The sequence below is a fragment of the Micromonospora sp. NPDC048986 genome, from assembly GCF_040649335.1.
Lineage (GTDB): Bacteria > Actinomycetota > Actinomycetes > Mycobacteriales > Micromonosporaceae > Micromonospora > Micromonospora alfalfae.
In genome coordinates, this window is sequence record NZ_JBEZFJ010000011.1 from 100,596 (window position 1) to 116,332 (window position 15,737).

The 15,737-nt window shown below is 70.6% G+C and carries 13 protein-coding genes; 5 read left to right on the plus strand and 8 right to left on the minus strand.

Annotated elements, in window-relative coordinates:
* Window positions 1–76: 76 nt before the first annotated feature.
* Window positions 77–1,561, plus strand: a complete 1,485-nt coding sequence (locus AB0B94_RS22440) for an alkaline phosphatase D family protein (protein WP_357283225.1) — start codon at window positions 77–79, stop codon at window positions 1,559–1,561.
* A gap of 14 nt (window positions 1,562–1,575) precedes the next feature.
* The gene (locus AB0B94_RS22445) at window positions 1,576–2,886 is read left to right on the plus strand and encodes a hypothetical protein (RefSeq protein ID WP_357283227.1); all 1,311 of its coding nucleotides are present in this window, start codon (window positions 1,576–1,578) and stop codon (window positions 2,884–2,886) included.
* Between the two features lie 73 nt (window positions 2,887–2,959).
* On the opposite strand, the gene AB0B94_RS22450 is transcribed toward AB0B94_RS22445, so the two are convergent.
* Genes AB0B94_RS22450 through AB0B94_RS22465 form a run of 4 tightly spaced genes read right to left on the minus strand, consistent with a single transcriptional unit; the run spans window position 2,960 to window position 6,924 of the window.
* Window positions 2,960–3,133, minus strand: a complete 174-nt coding sequence (locus AB0B94_RS22450; protein WP_357283229.1) for a hypothetical protein — start codon at window positions 3,131–3,133, stop codon at window positions 2,960–2,962.
* A gap of 60 nt (window positions 3,134–3,193) precedes the next feature.
* On the minus strand, window positions 3,194–3,760 hold the full coding sequence (locus AB0B94_RS22455; RefSeq protein WP_357283232.1) for a TetR family transcriptional regulator C-terminal domain-containing protein: 567 nt from the start codon (window positions 3,758–3,760) through the stop codon (window positions 3,194–3,196).
* A 51-nt stretch (window positions 3,761–3,811) separates the two neighbouring features.
* Window positions 3,812–4,477: a hypothetical protein gene (locus AB0B94_RS22460; protein WP_357283234.1), complete on the minus strand. Its 666-nt coding sequence runs from the start codon at window positions 4,475–4,477 to the stop codon at window positions 3,812–3,814.
* A complete protein-coding gene (locus AB0B94_RS22465; RefSeq protein ID WP_357283237.1) occupies window positions 4,474–6,924 on the minus strand; it encodes a PEP/pyruvate-binding domain-containing protein in 2,451 nt (816 codons plus the stop codon). The genes AB0B94_RS22460 and AB0B94_RS22465 overlap by 4 nt, the downstream gene beginning before the upstream one ends.
* 134 nt (window positions 6,925–7,058) lie before the next feature.
* Here AB0B94_RS22465 and AB0B94_RS22470 point away from each other — a divergent pair, with 134 nt between their 5' ends.
* From AB0B94_RS22470 to AB0B94_RS22480, 3 genes are all read left to right on the plus strand, one after another.
* Window positions 7,059–7,706, plus strand: coding sequence for a M23 family metallopeptidase (locus tag AB0B94_RS22470; protein WP_357283239.1), 648 nt, complete (start codon window positions 7,059–7,061; stop codon window positions 7,704–7,706).
* Between the two features lie 73 nt (window positions 7,707–7,779).
* Window positions 7,780–8,010, plus strand: coding sequence for a DUF2188 domain-containing protein (locus AB0B94_RS22475; RefSeq protein WP_357283241.1), 231 nt, complete (start codon window positions 7,780–7,782; stop codon window positions 8,008–8,010).
* 164 nt (window positions 8,011–8,174) lie between these two features.
* A complete protein-coding gene (locus AB0B94_RS22480; protein ID WP_357283244.1) occupies window positions 8,175–11,183 on the plus strand; it encodes a fibronectin type III domain-containing protein in 3,009 nt (1,002 codons plus the stop codon).
* A gap of 162 nt (window positions 11,184–11,345) precedes the next feature.
* On the opposite strand, the gene AB0B94_RS22485 is transcribed toward AB0B94_RS22480, so the two are convergent.
* From AB0B94_RS22485 to AB0B94_RS22500, 4 genes are all read right to left on the minus strand, one after another.
* Window positions 11,346–12,269, minus strand: coding sequence for a hypothetical protein (locus AB0B94_RS22485; RefSeq protein WP_357283246.1), 924 nt, complete (start codon window positions 12,267–12,269; stop codon window positions 11,346–11,348).
* A 76-nt stretch (window positions 12,270–12,345) separates the two neighbouring features.
* On the minus strand, window positions 12,346–12,891 hold the full coding sequence (locus AB0B94_RS22490; protein ID WP_357283248.1) for a hypothetical protein: 546 nt from the start codon (window positions 12,889–12,891) through the stop codon (window positions 12,346–12,348).
* Window positions 12,892–13,161: 270 nt separating this feature from the next.
* Window positions 13,162–14,184 carry a DUF4331 family protein gene (locus AB0B94_RS22495; protein ID WP_357283250.1) on the minus strand — a complete coding sequence of 341 codons (1,023 nt, stop codon included), beginning with the start codon at window positions 14,182–14,184 and terminating at the stop codon, window positions 13,162–13,164.
* A 169-nt stretch (window positions 14,185–14,353) separates the two neighbouring features.
* The gene (locus tag AB0B94_RS22500) at window positions 14,354–15,613 is read right to left on the minus strand and encodes a family 16 glycosylhydrolase (protein ID WP_357283253.1); all 1,260 of its coding nucleotides are present in this window, start codon (window positions 15,611–15,613) and stop codon (window positions 14,354–14,356) included.
* Window positions 15,614–15,737 lie beyond the last annotated feature (124 nt).

Here is a 15,737-nt window from a genome sequence, read left to right on the forward strand (position 1 = left end):
TCGCCGTTCATCGACGTTCCCGAGGCTGTTGACCATGACAAGGCTGAGCCGTCGCATATTCGTCCTAGGTGGACTGATGACCGCCGGAGTCGCGGTGACACCCCTCCAGGGTGCCCGCGCCGCGGTGCCGTACCCCTTCAAACTCGGTGTGGCGTCCGGTGACCCGGCGCCCGACAGCGTGGTCCTCTGGACCCGGCTGGCACCATCCCCGCTCAACGCCGACGGGCAGGGCGGCATGGCCAACGCCGACGTGACAGTGGAGTGGCAGGTGTCCGCCACCGACCGGTTCACCTCGCTGGTCGCCTCCGGCTCGGTGGTCGCCCGGTACGCCGACGCGCACTCCGTGCACGCCATCGCGGGCGGGCTCGCCGCCGACTCCGACTACTACTACCGGTTCCGGGCCCAGGGTCAGATCTCGCCGGTCGGGCGGACCCGGACCGCCCCGGCGCCCAGCGCCTTCGGCCGCGACCTGGTGATGGCCTTCGCCTCCTGCGCCCACTACGAGGCCGGCTACTACACCGCGTACCGGCGGATGGCCGAGGACAACCCCGGGCTGATCCTGCACCTCGGCGACTACATCTACGAGGGTGGCGTCGGCACCTCCTCGGTGCGACAGCACGTTGGCGCCGAGATCGTGTCGCTGGCCGACTACCGCCGCCGGTACGCGCTGTACAAGTCCGACCCGGACCTGCAGGCGGCCCACGCGGCGGCACCCTGGCTGGTGGTGCCGGACGACCACGAGGTGGAGAACAACTACGCCAACATGGTCCGCAACGACAGCAGCCCGACGCTGACCGCAGCCCAGTGGACCGCCAGGCGCACCGCCGCGTACCGGGCCTACTACGAGAACATGCCCCTGCGACCCGCGTCCGCCGCCACCGGCAACAGCATCCCGCTGTACCGGCGGGTCCGGTGGGGGCAGCTCGCGACCTTCCACATGCTCGACACCCGGCAGTTCCGCGACGACCAGGCGTGCGGGGACGGCTGGAAGGTCTGCGCCGACGCGGACCTGGCCTCCCGGTCGCTGACCGGCGCCAGCCAGGAGGCGTGGCTGCTCGACGGGCTGGCCCAGCGCTACGGCACCTGGGACATCCTCGGCCAGCAGGTCTTCTTCGCCCAGCAGCTCGACGCGAACGGGGCGGCGAGCATGGACGCGTGGGACGGCTACCGGGCCTCCCGCAGCCGGATCCAGACCGGCTGGCAGCAGCGTGGGGTGCGCAACCCGCTGGTGCTCACCGGCGACGTGCACCGCTCGTGGGCCAACGATCTCAAGGCCGACTACGCCAACCCTTCCTCGGCCACCATCGGCACCGAACTGGTCTGCACCTCGATCAGTTCCACCGGCAACGGCAGCGGCAGCACCACGGTCCCGAACGCGGCAGCCAACCCGCACCTGAAGTTCTACTCGGACCGGCGCGGCTACGTCCGTACCACGATCAGCCGCAGCCAGGTCCGCGCGGACTTCCGCGCGGTGAACACCGTGACCGAGCATGGCGCGGCGGCGTCCACAGTGCGCTCGTTCGTCATCCTCGACGGCCAGCCCGGCCTGCAGGCCGGGTAAGGGAGAAAACCATCATGACCGTGATCACCGCACTGCTCACCGCGTCCCTGCTGGTCCCGAACGTGGTTCCCGGCCCGACCGCGATGACCGCCGAGGCGGTCACCTGGACCACCGCGAACAGCGTCGCCACCGGCGACCAGGACCTGCCCTCCATCGCCATGAACCGCAACGGCCACGTCGCCGTGGTCTGGGAGGACGACCGGGACGGCGCCGCCCCGGAGGACGACACCCACAGCGAGATCTACCTGCGGCTGTTCCGCGACAGCACCCCCACGTACGAGCTGAAGCTCTCCACCGGGGGGACCAGCGGAGCCGCCTGGCGGCACCTCAGCCCCGACGTCGGGCTCGACGACAAGGGCAACGCCGTGGTGGTCTGGGCCGCCGACGGCGACGGCAACGGCGTCTACAACATCCAGTACCGGGTGGTGTCACCCGCCGGCGCGGTGCTCGGCTCGGGACAGGCCAACGCCAGCGACGCCGGACAGCAGATCTGGCCGAAGGTCTCGGTCGACCCGGACGGCGCGCCCACCACCGCCGCCGTCGCCTTCACAGTCGTCTGGGAGGACGTGCAGGGAACCGCGCCGGCCACCGTGAAGGCCGCCGGCTTCACCGCGCCCACCACCAAGGCGTACGAGGTGACCGCCTCACAGACGACGGGCACGCACCACCGTCCCGACGTGGCGGTGTCCGCCGCCGGCGAGGCGCTGGTGGTCTGGGACGAGGACGCCGACGCGAACGGCTCGTACAACATCGGGCTGACCCGGCTGGCCCGGTCCAACGGCGCCGTGGCGCTGTCGCGGCGGACGGCCAACGCCCAGAGCGGCGGACAGCAGCAGCGTGCCTCGGTCGCGGCGAACTTCGCCGGTGACTTCACCGTCGGGTGGGAATCCGACCACCTCGGCACCCGGGGTGTCTGGGCCCGATCGTTCACCGCGACGGGTACGGCCCGGCACGACGAGGTGCCGGTCTCCGCCGGCACCGGTGCCATCGCTCCCGCTGTCGGCATCGACGACCAGGACAACGTCGTGGTGGGCTGGACGGTGTCCGGCACCAACCCGGACGTCTGGGCGCGCGGCCTCAACCCGGACGGCACGTCCACCGGCCGGCTGGTGGCCCAGGCGCTGAGCCAGACCACTACCGGTCGCCAGGAGCACTTCGCGGTCGCCGCGTCGCCCTGGGGTGAGGTGAGCGTCTGCTACACCGACGACAACGACGGCAACTCCTTCGACCAGGTGCTCCTCGGCCTGGGGACGACGAACTCCACCTGGCTGATGTCCGCCGACGAGCTGCGCCGACTGAAGGCGCGGGGCATCCCGACCCACTGAGCCGGGCGTGATCCACTCGGGTTCGGTGAAGTCGCGGTGTCCCCGGCAGCGGGACACCGCGACTTCGGCAGAATCAGAGCAGGAGCAGCAGCCCCTGGTAGAGGGGGAGCGGGTCCAACGACTCCGCCGTGAAACCGATGAGCCGCGTCGGCGCGAACACCAGGACCAGGTCGAAGAAGATCTCGAAGGCGCTGGCCCGGTGCGCCTCCTCGACCAGGACCGGCCGGGACCGGTGGACGCGGCTCATCGGCTCATCCTGGTCTGCCGACCACCCTGGCCGGGGGGCCAACGCCAAGCTGCGACCGGATCAGCCGAAGAGCAGGTCGAGGTGGGCGTCCAGCGCGCCCAGCGCCTGTTCGGCGGTGTACTGCCCACCCAGCAGGTAGACACCGAGCCCCTCCATCAGCGCCAGCAGGCCGGAAGCGGCGGCGGTGCCGTGGCGGTCGGGCAGGATGCTGGCGATGAACCCGGTGAACTGTGCCGTGTCCTCGTGCAGGCTGGGCGCGGCCGACGGTCGCACCGCCGTGTAGGCCAGGAACGCGAGCGCCACCCGTCCGTTGTCGCGGGTGCCCTCGTCGAGCGGCAGCAGCGCGGCGAGCATCGTGCGCAGCAGCAGTCGAGGCGACGGGGTCTCGCCCAGTCGTGCCACCGCCTCGGTGACCCGGAGCTGGCTGCGCTCACGCACCACGCTCAACGCGAACGCCATCATCTCGTCCTTGGTCCGGAAGTAGTGCTGGACCATCCCGGCGGACACCCCGGCCTCGGCAGCCACGTGTCGGAGGCTGACTGCCTCCAGGCCCTGATCCGCGGCGACCCGCATCAGCGCGTCCGCGATGAGGGTGCGTCGCTCCTGGTGATCGACCTTCTTGGGCATGGCCTCGATCGTTTCACAGTGGGTGGCCCGGAGACTCCGCCAGCGCGGCGGTCACCGGCTGACGGTCCGGCTGACCGGGGTGCCCCGCGCGCTGCGCAGCAGGCCGTCCGGGTCGTCGGCGTACAGTCGCAGCTCGTTCACCGGCGTGGACCCGGTCTTGGGCAGGTCGAAGGTCAGCGGCCGGCGCAGCAGGACGTCGATGCTGGTCTGGCTGCCGACCGAGATGGACACCACCCGCCGGTCGCCGTCCTGCTCGACCTGCACCGATCTGCTCGACGGTAGCGTTCGGTAGCGCTTGCGCAGCGCCTCGACGTCCGTCCACGGGATCCAGATGTCGATGCCCCAACTGAGCCGCACCCGCAGGCCGCGGTCGCCCACGACGTGGGGGTGGATCGTCATGCTGGCGAACAGGCCGATCATCCAGAGCAGACCCCAGATGCCGAGGCCCAGCACAATCCAGCGGGCGGGCCGCCACGGCACCACGTGGGTGACCACCACGTCGAAGATCGGGATCTCCACTACCGACAGGCCGATGAAGATGCCCAGGATCGGCTTGACCACGCCGAGATAGCCGAACGGCTCGTCGCCGGGCCCCAGCGGCAGTGGACGACGCCGCGCCCACACGTACAGGCTGCGCCACGTCGCGGCCTCGACCTCGGCCGCCCGACGCAGCAGCGGGCCCACCCGCGCCCTGGTCGGTGTCTTCGTGTCGGTCATTGTCGTCCTTCTTGATCGGGGGCTGCCGGTCCGTGCGGCGTGACGGTTCCGGCGCCGCCGTCCACCGTGACGAGCTGCCCGGTGGTGATGGTCCGGGTGGCGTCCGGCACGCAGATGACCGCGGGAATGCCGTACTCACGGGCCACCGTCGGGCCGTGCGCCATGATCGCGCCGGTCTCGGTGACCAGCGCCGCCGCGGTGAGGAACAGCGGGGTCCAGCCGGGGTCCGTGGTAGCGGCCACCAGGACTTCGCCGGGCTCGATGTGGGCGGTGCCCGGGTCGTGCACGACCCGGGCGGGGCCGGTCACCCGACCCGCCGACGCACCCACTCCGGCGAGCGTCCCGTCGCCTGTCGATGCCACCGGCAGGACGGTCTCGACATCCGTACCGTCGGAGAGCAGTGCCACCGGCACCGTCCGACGCCGCAGCTCCCGGCGGTGCACGGTCCGTCGGGCGGTGACGGTGCCGCGCAGATCAACACCCTGGTGTACGCAGCCGTGCACCTCGTCGAGGGTCAGGAACATGATGTCGTCGGGCTGGTCCAGCAAGCCGCGGCCGTGCAGATCGGCGCCGATGAGCAGCAGTTGGCGACGGGTCTCGCGCAGCGGGTACAACCCGGCGAACTTGCCGGCCTCGCGCAGGCCGGCCAACGACCGCGCCCGGCGCAACAGGAAACCGGCGATCCTGCCCCGCACCGGCCGCCGACGGCGAGCCCGGGTGACCAGTTCCTCCAACGCTGTCTCCGCGGTCGATGCGGCCCGCTGGAAGCGCTGGTCGGGACCCTGTTGCGGATCGGTGACCCGTAGGTAGTTGGCGATCGCGGCGAAGACCGGCGTGGGGTCCTCCGCCCAGCGCGGCACCCCGAGGTCGACTTCGGCGACGCCCCGGTGCCCGTAGGCGTCCAGGAAAGCCGTCATGCCGATGTCGGGCAGCGTCCCGCGCAGGTGGCGGGCGGCCAACTCGGCCGGCGGGGTGTCGAGGAGAAGCTGGCGGTGGTCGCCCACGCCCTGGGCGAGCCGCCACAGGGCCAGGTCCATCTCGATTGTGACGTTGTGCGGCATGCCGCCGAGCACCGTGTGGACCTCGTCCGGGCCGGCGATGCCCTTGAGCAGGGCGGTCGGCAGGGCGGCGGCGAGCATCCCGGCGACGATCGGCCACATGATCGCGTCGGCGCTGTCGTCGGTGTCGTCGGTGTCGTCGTCCTGCGCCTGCACGAAGCGCAGCCGGTCGGCGGTGGTGAGCAGCTCGGCGGGGGCGGCTGAGCTGACCTTCAGCCGCTCGATCGCCTCGAACATCCGGGTCCGCGCGGCCTCGGGACGGGCCAGCGCCCGCAGGATCCCCACCACCGCGCGGCGGGCCGTCCGCAGCGACGCGCCCCCGGACGCCCCACCGCGCCGGACCCCGCCGCTGGTCGGGGCGAACCGGGGATCGGCCAGCACGTGCTGCATCACCGCCTGGGCGCGCGGCCCGAAGTCGACAGCCAGGAGCTTCACCAGTCGCTTGCGGGACGACCGGTCGCGCGCCAGGTCGGTCAGGTCGCCGTAGAGGCGGCCGCCGATGTCGACGATCTCGACCCGCACCCCGAGCGCGGCGAGCATCGCGGCGATCTGCGTCCGCAGTGTCGACATGCCCATCGGGGTGACCGGTTGCAGCATGCCCTGAACGTGCCCGAACTCCAGGTAGACGCGGGGGAGGGGCTTCTCGCTGACCGGCGGTGCGGGGAACAGGCTGGTGATCGGCCGGGACTGGAGGAGCCACAGCACGTCGTCAGCGTCGATCGCCCACTCGACATCCTGCGGGCAGCCGAAGTGGGCCTGCAACCGCTCGCCCGTGGCGCGCAGGCCTGCCAGCTGTGTGGACGTCAGGCACCCGGCCTCGGTGCGCGTGACGCCGTCGAGGGTGTAGTGGTCGACGGCGGCGGCGCCGTCCACCACCGTCGTGCCGAGGCCGGGGGCGGCGTCGACGGCCATCTCGTCGCGACGCCCGGTCAGCGGGTTCGCCGTGAACAGCACTCCCGCCACGGCGGGTGTGACCATGCGCTGCACGACGACGGCCATCCGCACCGTCTGGTGATCGATGCCGCGGGCGTCGCGGTAGGCGGTCGCGCGGTCGCCGTGCAGCGAAGCCCAGCATTTCTCGACGGCGGCGATCAGCTCGGCGGTGCCGGTGACGTTGAGGACGGTGTCCTGCTGCCCGGCGAAGCTCGCGTCCGGCAGGTCCTCGGCGGTGGCGCTGGAGCGCACCGCCACCGGGCCCGCGCCGAGCCGCTGGTACGCGGCGACGATCTCGGCAGTGGGCACGACGCCGAGCCGGTGTGCCTCGGTGGTGACGCAGAAACCGTCGGGGACCCGCTCGCCGTGCCGAATCAGCTCGCCCAGCCCGGCCGCCTTGCCGCCGACCAGGGCGCTCATGGCGGCCGTCGCCTCGGACAATGCGATCACCTGCATGACAGCCCACTCTCGTTGCAATACAACTGCATTGCATCCGACGGTATCTCGTTTGCGATTCGACTGCAATGTCAAGGCTGTGTGAGGGCGACCTCGGAGCCGGGATGTTGCCGCTGTCTGCCATGCTCGGGCCGGTGACGACCGGTCGCCCCACCAGATCCCGCTCCCACCGCCGCCCCCGAAGTCGTGCCATCCGCGTCCTGCTCGTGCTCGTCGCGGTGGCGGCCGTTCTGGGCGTCGTGGTGGTCGCGGTGCCGATGCTGCGACCGCCCGGGCCGCGTCCGCTCTTTCAGATGCCGGTGACCTGCGGCGAGACGTGGCAGCTCAGCACCTACCCCGGTCACGACGACTACGACGTCGATTTCTTCCCGGTCGAGGGCGAGACGTGGGGGCGGCCCGTGCTCGCCTCGTACGCGGGCACGGTGACCGTGGCGGGCATCAACGGCTCGCTGGGCGGCCGGACCCCGCAGGACCCGGACGGCCCACGGGGGCGCGGTGGCGGCTACTGGGTGAAGATCGACCACGGCGGCAAGTGGGAGACGCAGTACCTGCACATGCTCGAACCGCCACTGGTCTCTGTCGGTCAGAAGGTCGCCCAGGGTGACCAGATCGGGCGGCTCGGCAGCACCGGCAACTCCGGGGCCCCGCACCTGCACTACGAGCAGCGCCGCGGCTGGGACAAGGTGGAGACCCACTTCGACGGCAAGCCGTCGGGCATCACCACCGACGAACGCGAACAGATCCTGCGGCGGGTGAGCAACAACTGCCCGGCCGTCTCCTGAGGACCGCGGTTTGCCCGGCCCGGCTCGGGGCACTGATTGGGGGGACAGTGCAGACGCAGGGAGGGAGCCGGCCATGGCCAAGGGTGATGTCGACACGTACCACGAGGACGGGCAGTGGAAGAACAAGCCGGAGGGCCAGGAGCGGGCCAGCAGCACGCATGACGTGAAGGCTGACGCGCAGGCCCAGGGCCGCGAGATGGCGGCCGACCGGGGCGTCGAACACGTGGTCAAGAAGCAGGACGGCACGATCGGGGAGAAGAACACCTACCCCCGCAGCCGTGACCCTCGGGACATCGAGGGCTGACCGCCTCCACTCTCAGCGGACCGACCTCCTCGGCGTGACCGAGGGGGTCGGTCCGCTTTCGCGTGATCCGGTACCGCAGTCGGCTTTATCCCCGTACGAGAAATATGGGTGTTTTTGGGAGATATAGTCCAGATCGAGACTGGAGTGAAAACTGGGAGTTGGACATGTCGTTTCGGGGCCGGCGTCGTCCGAGCAGCATCGCCGCGCTGGCGACAGCCGCGACAGTGGGAGTTCTCGCTGTCGCGCCACTTCCAGCCTCGGCGGCCGGTTCCGTGCTGTTCGACCAACCCTTCCGCAACAACACAGCGAACGGCATCGGCGCCGTGGCACTGCCAACGGTGCCCGGCGTCCTCGCCACGAACGCCGCCTGCCTGACCGCTGCCGGCAACTCCACCACCGGCCCGCTGCTCAGCTGCACCAGCTCCACCGACCCGCAGGGCTCCGGCAAGCTGCGCCTCACCCCGGCCACCGTCACCCGCCAGGGTGGCGTGTTCGGCGCGGTGAGCGTGCCCACCTCGCAGGGCCTGCACGTCACCTTCAACACCTACCAGTACGGGGGCACGAACCCGGGCGCCGACGGTCTCGCCTTCGTCCTGGCCGCCGTCGACCCGGCCAACCCGAGACCCCCGACCACCCTCGGCCAGCCGGGCGGCTCACTGGGCTACTCGGCGGCGTTCGGCGGGGTGTCGGCGGGCCTCTCCAACGGCTACCTGGGCGTCGGGCTGGACGTCTTCGGCAATTACAGCAACAGCACCTACCAGGGCACCGGCTGCACGAACCCGCCGTACATCTCGACCACCGGCGGGCGCGTCCCCGGCCAGGTCGTGATCCGCGGGCCGGGCCGAAACGGCGTCGGCTACTGCGCGATCAACAGCACCGCCACCACCACCTCGTCGGCGGCCCTGGCGTTGCGGGCCAGCACCCGAGCGGCCTCGCTGGTGCCGGTCGAGGTGGTCGCCAACACCACCGCGTCGCCGTTCACCACCGACACCGGGATCACCGTTCCGGCCGGCGAGTACCGGGTCAGGTTCACGCCGGTCGGCGGGTCGGCGCGGACCCTGTCGGGCAGCCTCCCAGTCGTGTCACCCAGCCTGTACCCGTCGCCGACCTGGCTGAACGCCAGCGGCTACCCCCGGCAACTCGCCTTCGGCTGGGTGGGCTCGACCGGCTCGGTCACCGACTTCCACGAGGTCGACAACGCTCGGGCGGTCAGTTTCAACCCGGTGCCGGACCTGAATGTGGCGCAGACCAGTTCGGTCGGCACCTCCCCCCAGCCCGGTGACCCGGTCACCTACTCGATCACCGCGGGGGTCGATGCGGGGGCCACCGAGACGTCGCCGATCTCGGTCACCCAGACCGTCCCCACCGGTGTCGTCCCCCGCGCCGCCTACGGTTCCGGCTGGGTCTGCGCCGCACCGTCCGGACAGACCATCACCTGCACCAACAGCAACGCGCCGTTCGCCGGCGGGACCTCCCTGCCACCCATCACCGTCGTCGCCACAGTCACCGGCACCGGCGTGACGCCGACGCAGATCCAGACGGCGACGGTGGCGACCTCGTCGTCGATCGACGCGAACCCGGGTCTCGCCACCAGCACCACGCCGGTCGCGCCGGCCACCGCGCCCAGCGGCGTCACAGTCACCCCCGACCAGAGTTCGGTCTCCGGAGGCATCGGGGTCACCGTCGGCGGCAGCAACCTCACCGGGGCGACAGCGATCACCATCGGTACGGCCGCCGAACAGCAGGCCGGCACGTCGGTGCTGCTGGTGCCGTGCACCTCCGGCCCGGCCGCCGGTTGTTTCACGGTGAACTCCAACGGCACCCTGGCCATCTCCGCCATGCCCGCCCGCTCCAGTCCGGCGACGGTCACTGTCAGCGTCGTCACCCGGGGCGTCGCCGGGTCGGCGAACTTCGTCTACGCGTCCACCCCGGGCACGCCTACCGTGCCCACCGCTGTCGCGGGCATCACCAGCGCCACAGTGAGCTGGACCGCGCCGGAGAACAACGGCAGCCCGATCACCAGCTACCTGATCACCCCGATCCGGGACGGCGTCACCCAACCGACGCTCACCTTCGACGCCTCCACCACCAGCCGCACCCTGACCGGGTTGACAGCGGGCTCGTCGTACACCTTCCGGGTGGCGGCGGTGAACGCGTTCGGGACCGGCGCGGCCAGCCCGCCCTCGGCGGCCGTGGTCCCGTACACGCTGCCGGGAGCGCCGACGAACACCTCGGCCACCGCCGGGACCAACGCCGCCACTGTGAGCTGGACGGCCCCGGCCAACGGGGGGTCGCCGATCACCGGTTACACGGTGACGCCGTATCTCAGCGGGGTGGCGCAGACACCCCGGGTCTTCAGCGCAACCGCCACGACCCAGATCGTCACCGGGCTGACCGCGGGCGCCACGTACACCTTCCGGGTGGCCGCGACGAACGCCGGCGGCACCGGCCCGCAGTCGGCTGCCTCCGGGTCGGTGACCGTGAACGCGTCGCCGACGCTGACCTTCCCACCGCCCCCACCCGGCAAGGCGTATGAGCCGTACCAGTACCAGCTCACTGTGAACGGCGGCACCGGCCCGTTCGCCTGGTCGGTCAGCGCCGGGAGCCTGCCCGCCGGGTTGGCCCTCGACCCGGTGACCGGCCTGCTCTCCGGCACCCCCACCGTCGCCGGCACGTTCCCGTTCACAGTGCGGGTGACCGACTCGTTCAACCAGTCCGCCACCCGACCGGTCAACCTGGTCATCACCCCGCTCGGCGGGCTCTCCATCAGCGTTCCGGCGATCTCGGCGCTCGGCACCGTCACCTCGGGCACGACCGGCGTCTCGGGCCAGCTCGGTCCGGTGACCGTCATCGACGACCGTGGGCCGTTCTCCGGTAACTGGGTCAGCGTCGTCTCCAGCACGAGCTTCAGCACGGGCTCCGGCTCGGGCGGCGAGACCATCCCCAACGGCAACATCACGTACGCCTCGGGGCCCGCGCTTGCCAGCACCGGTGTCGGATCCTTCGTCCCGCAGCCCGGGGCGGTGCTGAACACGCCGCGTACTGCCGCCGGGTGGTCCGGCCAGACCGGAGGCCCGAACTCCGCCACCTGGAACCCCACCCTGTTCGTGACCCTCCCGTCCGGGGTGGTGGTGGGCGACTACGTGGCAGTGGTAACCCACTCCGTCATCTAGCCCCCACCCCCCACCCCCGCACCCCCGACCGTGTCGATCATGGGGTTGTGGTGGGTGTCGGTCTCAAGTCGGGCACCCACCACACGTGCATGATCGACTCGTCGGACGATGCTGCCCGGCCGTTCCGGGGGGAACGGCCGGGCAGTTTCTTGTCGGGTGACGTCAGGCCAGTTGGGTCCGGTGCCGGCGGACGAGGTACCAGCCGCCGAGGGTGACCAGCACCAGCAGGGCGACCCCGCCGACTGTGTAGACGAGCCAGCTCGGCCCGCTGGACGTCGCCACCGTCATCGGCGCCGCGACGGGTAGGACGATCTTCCCGGTCGCGGTGCGTTCCACGGTGCCGCTGGCGAGCTTCGCGTGCACGTTCCAGGTCCCGGCGGGCAGAGCCTGGTTGATCTCGACCCGCACCTGACCGCTCTGGCCAGGCAGGATCGTCACACCGTTTGTCACCTTGAACGGGCCGGCCTGGACCGCCGCCTTGGTCAGCGCCAGGGTGCCGGTCATGTCCAGTGCGCGTTCGCCGGTGTTGGTGACCTTCGCGGTGACTACCGGGAACTCGCCGGCGCCGGGCTCCGCGGCCAACCCCTCGATCCGGAAGTCCGTCGGCGGCTCACCGCCCGGACCGACGTCGAGGTAGACCCGGATGCCCACCCGGTGGATCTGGGTGACGTTGCCGGTGCGTTCCTTCGCGCTGGTGACCTGCGCCCAGATGGCCGCGTACCGCTCGCCCTTCGACGCCTTCCTCGGCACCGCGAGCTCGACCTCGACTGGCCGTCGCTCACCCGGGTCGAGCTGCATCGTGGCGGTCTTCAGCCGGATCCACCCGCTCAGTTCGTTCCCGGTGCGCCCCTCGGGCACCGCGAAGGCGTTGTTCTCGACAGACGCGGCGCCGGAGTAGAACTCGATCTTCTGCGTCTCGGGGGAGGTGTTCTGCACCTCGACCCGGCGGTGGATCGTCGTGCCGGGCTTCAGGTGATCCACTATGTAGACCTGGGCCCGGGGATCCTGCACCCGACTGGCGGGGATGTCCAACATCCGGATGCTGATGGCGGCTTCCTCGGCCGGGTCCTGTCGCTGCTCCCGCACGGCAACGGCTGGTGCCGCCGAAACCCCGAGCGCCACGAGGGCGACCGAGGCCAGCAGCACCAGCCGGCCGAGCGGCTCAGAACACCGAATGTGTCACCGTCCCGGTGTAGACACCCTGGACGGTGCCGACGGGGATGTTCACCACCAGGGTGGGGTTCCAGGTGGCGAAGTTGTTGCCGGTGCCGCCGGTGTGGCTCATCGCCGTCCGGGGGACATTGATGATCACCTGCTGGGCGGCGGTGGGCTGACCCGGTGTGAAGGTGCCACCACCGGCGGTCGCCGTGGCGGGGCCGGACCAGTACAGCACGTTGATGTTCGGGATCGTCTCTCCGGAGGAGCCACCGCCGGTGACGAAGTCGGTGGAGATGACGGTTGCGGTCCAGTTGGGGGTGAGCGACCCGCGCTGGTCCAGCACGGTGACCGGGCCGAGCTGGCCGGTGACGGTCGAGCCCTCCACGCCGTGGCCGATGTTCGCCGACGCCGGTACGGTGATCGACAGGCCACCGGCGGCGTCGACGGTGAGGGTCACGATCGTGTCGCCCGTGGTGTCCGCGGCGGCCGGTCCGGCGAGCGCGACGACGGCGGCGACACCGGCCAAGCCCGCGAGAATCTTTCTACGCATCGAGTCTCCTTTGTCCTAAAAAACCCTGGAAAGCACTTACAAGACTAACTACGCAAAACGCCCATACAGGCCCGAATGACGCGAGCGTCACCCGGTGGGCGTCCGATGAGCGCGCGCGGTCCTGGATGTGGCGCCGTCACCTGGGCGGAAGAGGCCTCTTTCCTGCGTCGAGCACGATCATGGATGGCCCGTCAGGCGCGCTCGGCCTCGTGCAGGGCGCGCACGGCAAGGGCCCGGCGCCGTGTCGGCCGCCGAGCCCCGCGAGCAGATTCAGGCCGCGACCACGTACGGGAACGTGGCGGAGCGGGCGGCCTTGGTGACCTCCGAGGTGAGGCCGGCCGTGGTGCCGGTGTTGAGAATCAGGGAGAACATCACCTCGGCCACGTTGTCGGCCAGGGTGCGCCCGTTGCGGACCGCGAAGCCGAAGTTCGCTGCCGTGCCGACCTTGTACGACAGCAGGTCCGGGTAGAGCTGCCGGGCGACGCTCCAGCCGTACGCCTGCGGATCCGGTGCGGTGCCGTTGGCCTTGACCACCCCGGCGACCGCGTTCGCGATCTCCTCCCCGCCCTCGGTGAGGTCGTTGCTGGGGTGCCGGAAGTTGGCGGGGTTGGAGAAGTCGGTGTCGTGGGGCCAGAAGATCGGCCACATCATGGGGTGGCCGGCGCGGTTGATCTGGCGCCATCCGCCGGCGTCGGTGGCCAGCATGGTGCGACACCACACGCCGATCTCGGTGCCGTCACGCAGCAGTGGCTCGTCGTGCGAGACCTCAAGGACGATCGACTCGACTGTGGTGCCGGCGAAGCTGTTCCTGGCCTGGTCGACCCGCCACGCCGAGCGGTCCACCGCCGAAGCGTTCTTGACCGCGCCGTTGATGGTGGCGAGTTCGTCGAGGTCGATGAAGAAGGGGTCGGTGATCCGGCCGGCCCAGATCCGGACGTTGCCGCCGGTCGTCACCTCGCCGGTTCGCCCCTCGGCGATGGGGGTGCCCATCGCGGCGTCGTCGCGGGCGTCCGCCCCGGTGAGCTCGTACAACTGGAGGGCCTGCCGGGCGTCGCCGTCCGGCTCGCCGAAGGCGAACCGGTAGGTCAGGTCCTCCATCTCGGTGCCGTTGACGTGAATCTTGATCTCGTAACGCGCCTCGGCGTGGAAGCCGCGCTTGATGTCGGCCTTGGTCACCGAGCTGTTGACGTCCATGACGAACACCGTGGCGCGGTCACCGTTGAAGACGTACAGGTCGTCGATGTACAACTGGCCGCCCTGGGCGGCCAGGGGCGTATCGAGGTGGTGCGACATTGGCTCACTCCCGGAACTGCCGGATTATGGACTAATCCGAACATAGTGGGCATGAACCTGGCCTCCCTGCCCATCGAGTCAATCCGGTTCGACGAGGTGGGCGGATGGCCCAACGGCTGTGGGCCGCCCGAGTCTTTCCTCGGCCGGCCCACGCTTCCGTGCCCGATGGTCAGATGCGAGACCACTTCTGGTTGGCGGCGCCGAGGCAGTCCCACAGGTGCAGCTTGCCGCCGTTGTTGGGGTTGGCCTCCCGGACGTCCACGCACTTGTTGGCGTTGAGGTTGACCAGGTCGCCGGCGGCGTTGAGGGTGAAGCGTTGGGCCGTGTTGCCGTTGCAACTGACCAGGTTGACCTCGGTGCCGTTTGCGGTGCCGGCCCAGGCCGGGTCCATGCACTTGCCCATCGCGCGGATGGTCCCGTCGGAGGCGAAGGTCCAGCTCTGGGCCGCCGTGGTGTTGCAGTCCCAGATCTGGAGCTTGGCGCCCTCGACCGGGTTGGCGCCGGGGATATCGATGCAGCGACCGCTCTGCGCACCCCGGATCCGGTTGGTGCCGGGAGTCGGGTCGCCCCCGCCGCCCGAGGTGTAGCTGGACACCCGGACGTAGTCGACGAGCATCTGCTGCGGGAACTGGGTCGAGCCGTCCGGGTAGCCGGGCCAGTTACCACCGACCGCCACGTTGAGGATCATGAAGAAGGGGTGGTCGAACACCCAGCGGCTGCCGCCGAGCCGGGCGGGATCGACCCGGTGGTACTGCACCCCGTCGACGTACCAGGTGATGACGTTCGGCTCCCAGTCCACCCGGTAGGTGTGGAAGGTGTCGGCGAGCGGCGCCCCGAGGGTGCGGCTGCCCGTGATGCCGCCGCCACCGGAGTAGCCAGGCCCGTGCACGGTGCCGTAGACGGTGTTGGGCTCCCGGCCGATGTTCTCCATGACGTCGATCTCGCCAGCGTCGGGCCACCCGCCGCCGGTGCCGAGCATCCAGAAGGCCGGCCAGATGCCCTGACCACGCGGGATCTTGATGCGGGCCTCGAACCGCCCGTAGGTCTGGGTGAAGGTGGCCGCCGTCAGCAACCGCGCCGACGTGTACTCGCAGCGCCCGTAGTGGCACTGGTAGTTGGCGGGATTGTCCCGGCGGGCGGTGATGACCAGGTTGCCCTGACCGTCGTGGACGGCGTTGCTGGTGCTGTTGGTGTAGTACTGCCGTTCGTTGTTGCCCCAGCCGCCGCCGCCGATGTCGAACCGCCACTTGTTCTGGTCGACGGGTGTGCCGGCGGGGGAGTTGAACTCGTCCTGCCAGCTGATGGGGCCGATGGCGGCCTCGGCCCGGTCGGGGTACGCCGGGACGACGAGCGCCGTCGCGGTCGCGACGAGGGCGACGGCCAGGAGTGCGAGGGGACGGAAGCGGAGGCTGGGCCGGGCTGTGAACACGGGAGGCTCCTCAGCTTGGGGTCGGTGGAGGTGGTCTACCAGGTTAGAGAGCGCTCTCTAAAGCGAAGCATGTCGATATGATGTCTTTCTGTCAAGAGTGTTTCCAATATCACGACCGTCCGTT

Bases quoted from the DNA above. Each gene is read 5' to 3' on its own strand.
- AB0B94_RS22440 (WP_357283225.1), top strand. From the start codon at position 77: ATGACCGCCGGAGTCGCGGTGACACCCCTCCAGGGTGCCCGCGCCGCG.
- AB0B94_RS22445 (WP_357283227.1), top strand. From the start codon at position 1,576: ATGACCGTGATCACCGCACTGCTCACCGCGTCCCTGCTGGTCCCGAAC.
- AB0B94_RS22450 (WP_357283229.1), bottom strand. From the start codon at position 3,133: ATGAGCCGCGTCCACCGGTCCCGGCCGGTCCTGGTCGAGGAGGCGCAC.
- AB0B94_RS22455 (WP_357283232.1), bottom strand. From the start codon at position 3,760: ATGCCCAAGAAGGTCGATCACCAGGAGCGACGCACCCTCATCGCGGAC.
- AB0B94_RS22460 (WP_357283234.1), bottom strand. From the start codon at position 4,477: ATGACCGACACGAAGACACCGACCAGGGCGCGGGTGGGCCCGCTGCTG.
- AB0B94_RS22465 (WP_357283237.1), bottom strand. From the start codon at position 6,924: ATGCAGGTGATCGCATTGTCCGAGGCGACGGCCGCCATGAGCGCCCTG.
- AB0B94_RS22475 (WP_357283241.1), top strand. From the start codon at position 7,780: ATGGCCAAGGGTGATGTCGACACGTACCACGAGGACGGGCAGTGGAAG.
- AB0B94_RS22480 (WP_357283244.1), top strand. From the start codon at position 8,175: ATGTCGTTTCGGGGCCGGCGTCGTCCGAGCAGCATCGCCGCGCTGGCG.
- AB0B94_RS22490 (WP_357283248.1), bottom strand. From the start codon at position 12,891: ATGCGTAGAAAGATTCTCGCGGGCTTGGCCGGTGTCGCCGCCGTCGTC.
- AB0B94_RS22495 (WP_357283250.1), bottom strand. From the start codon at position 14,184: ATGTCGCACCACCTCGATACGCCCCTGGCCGCCCAGGGCGGCCAGTTG.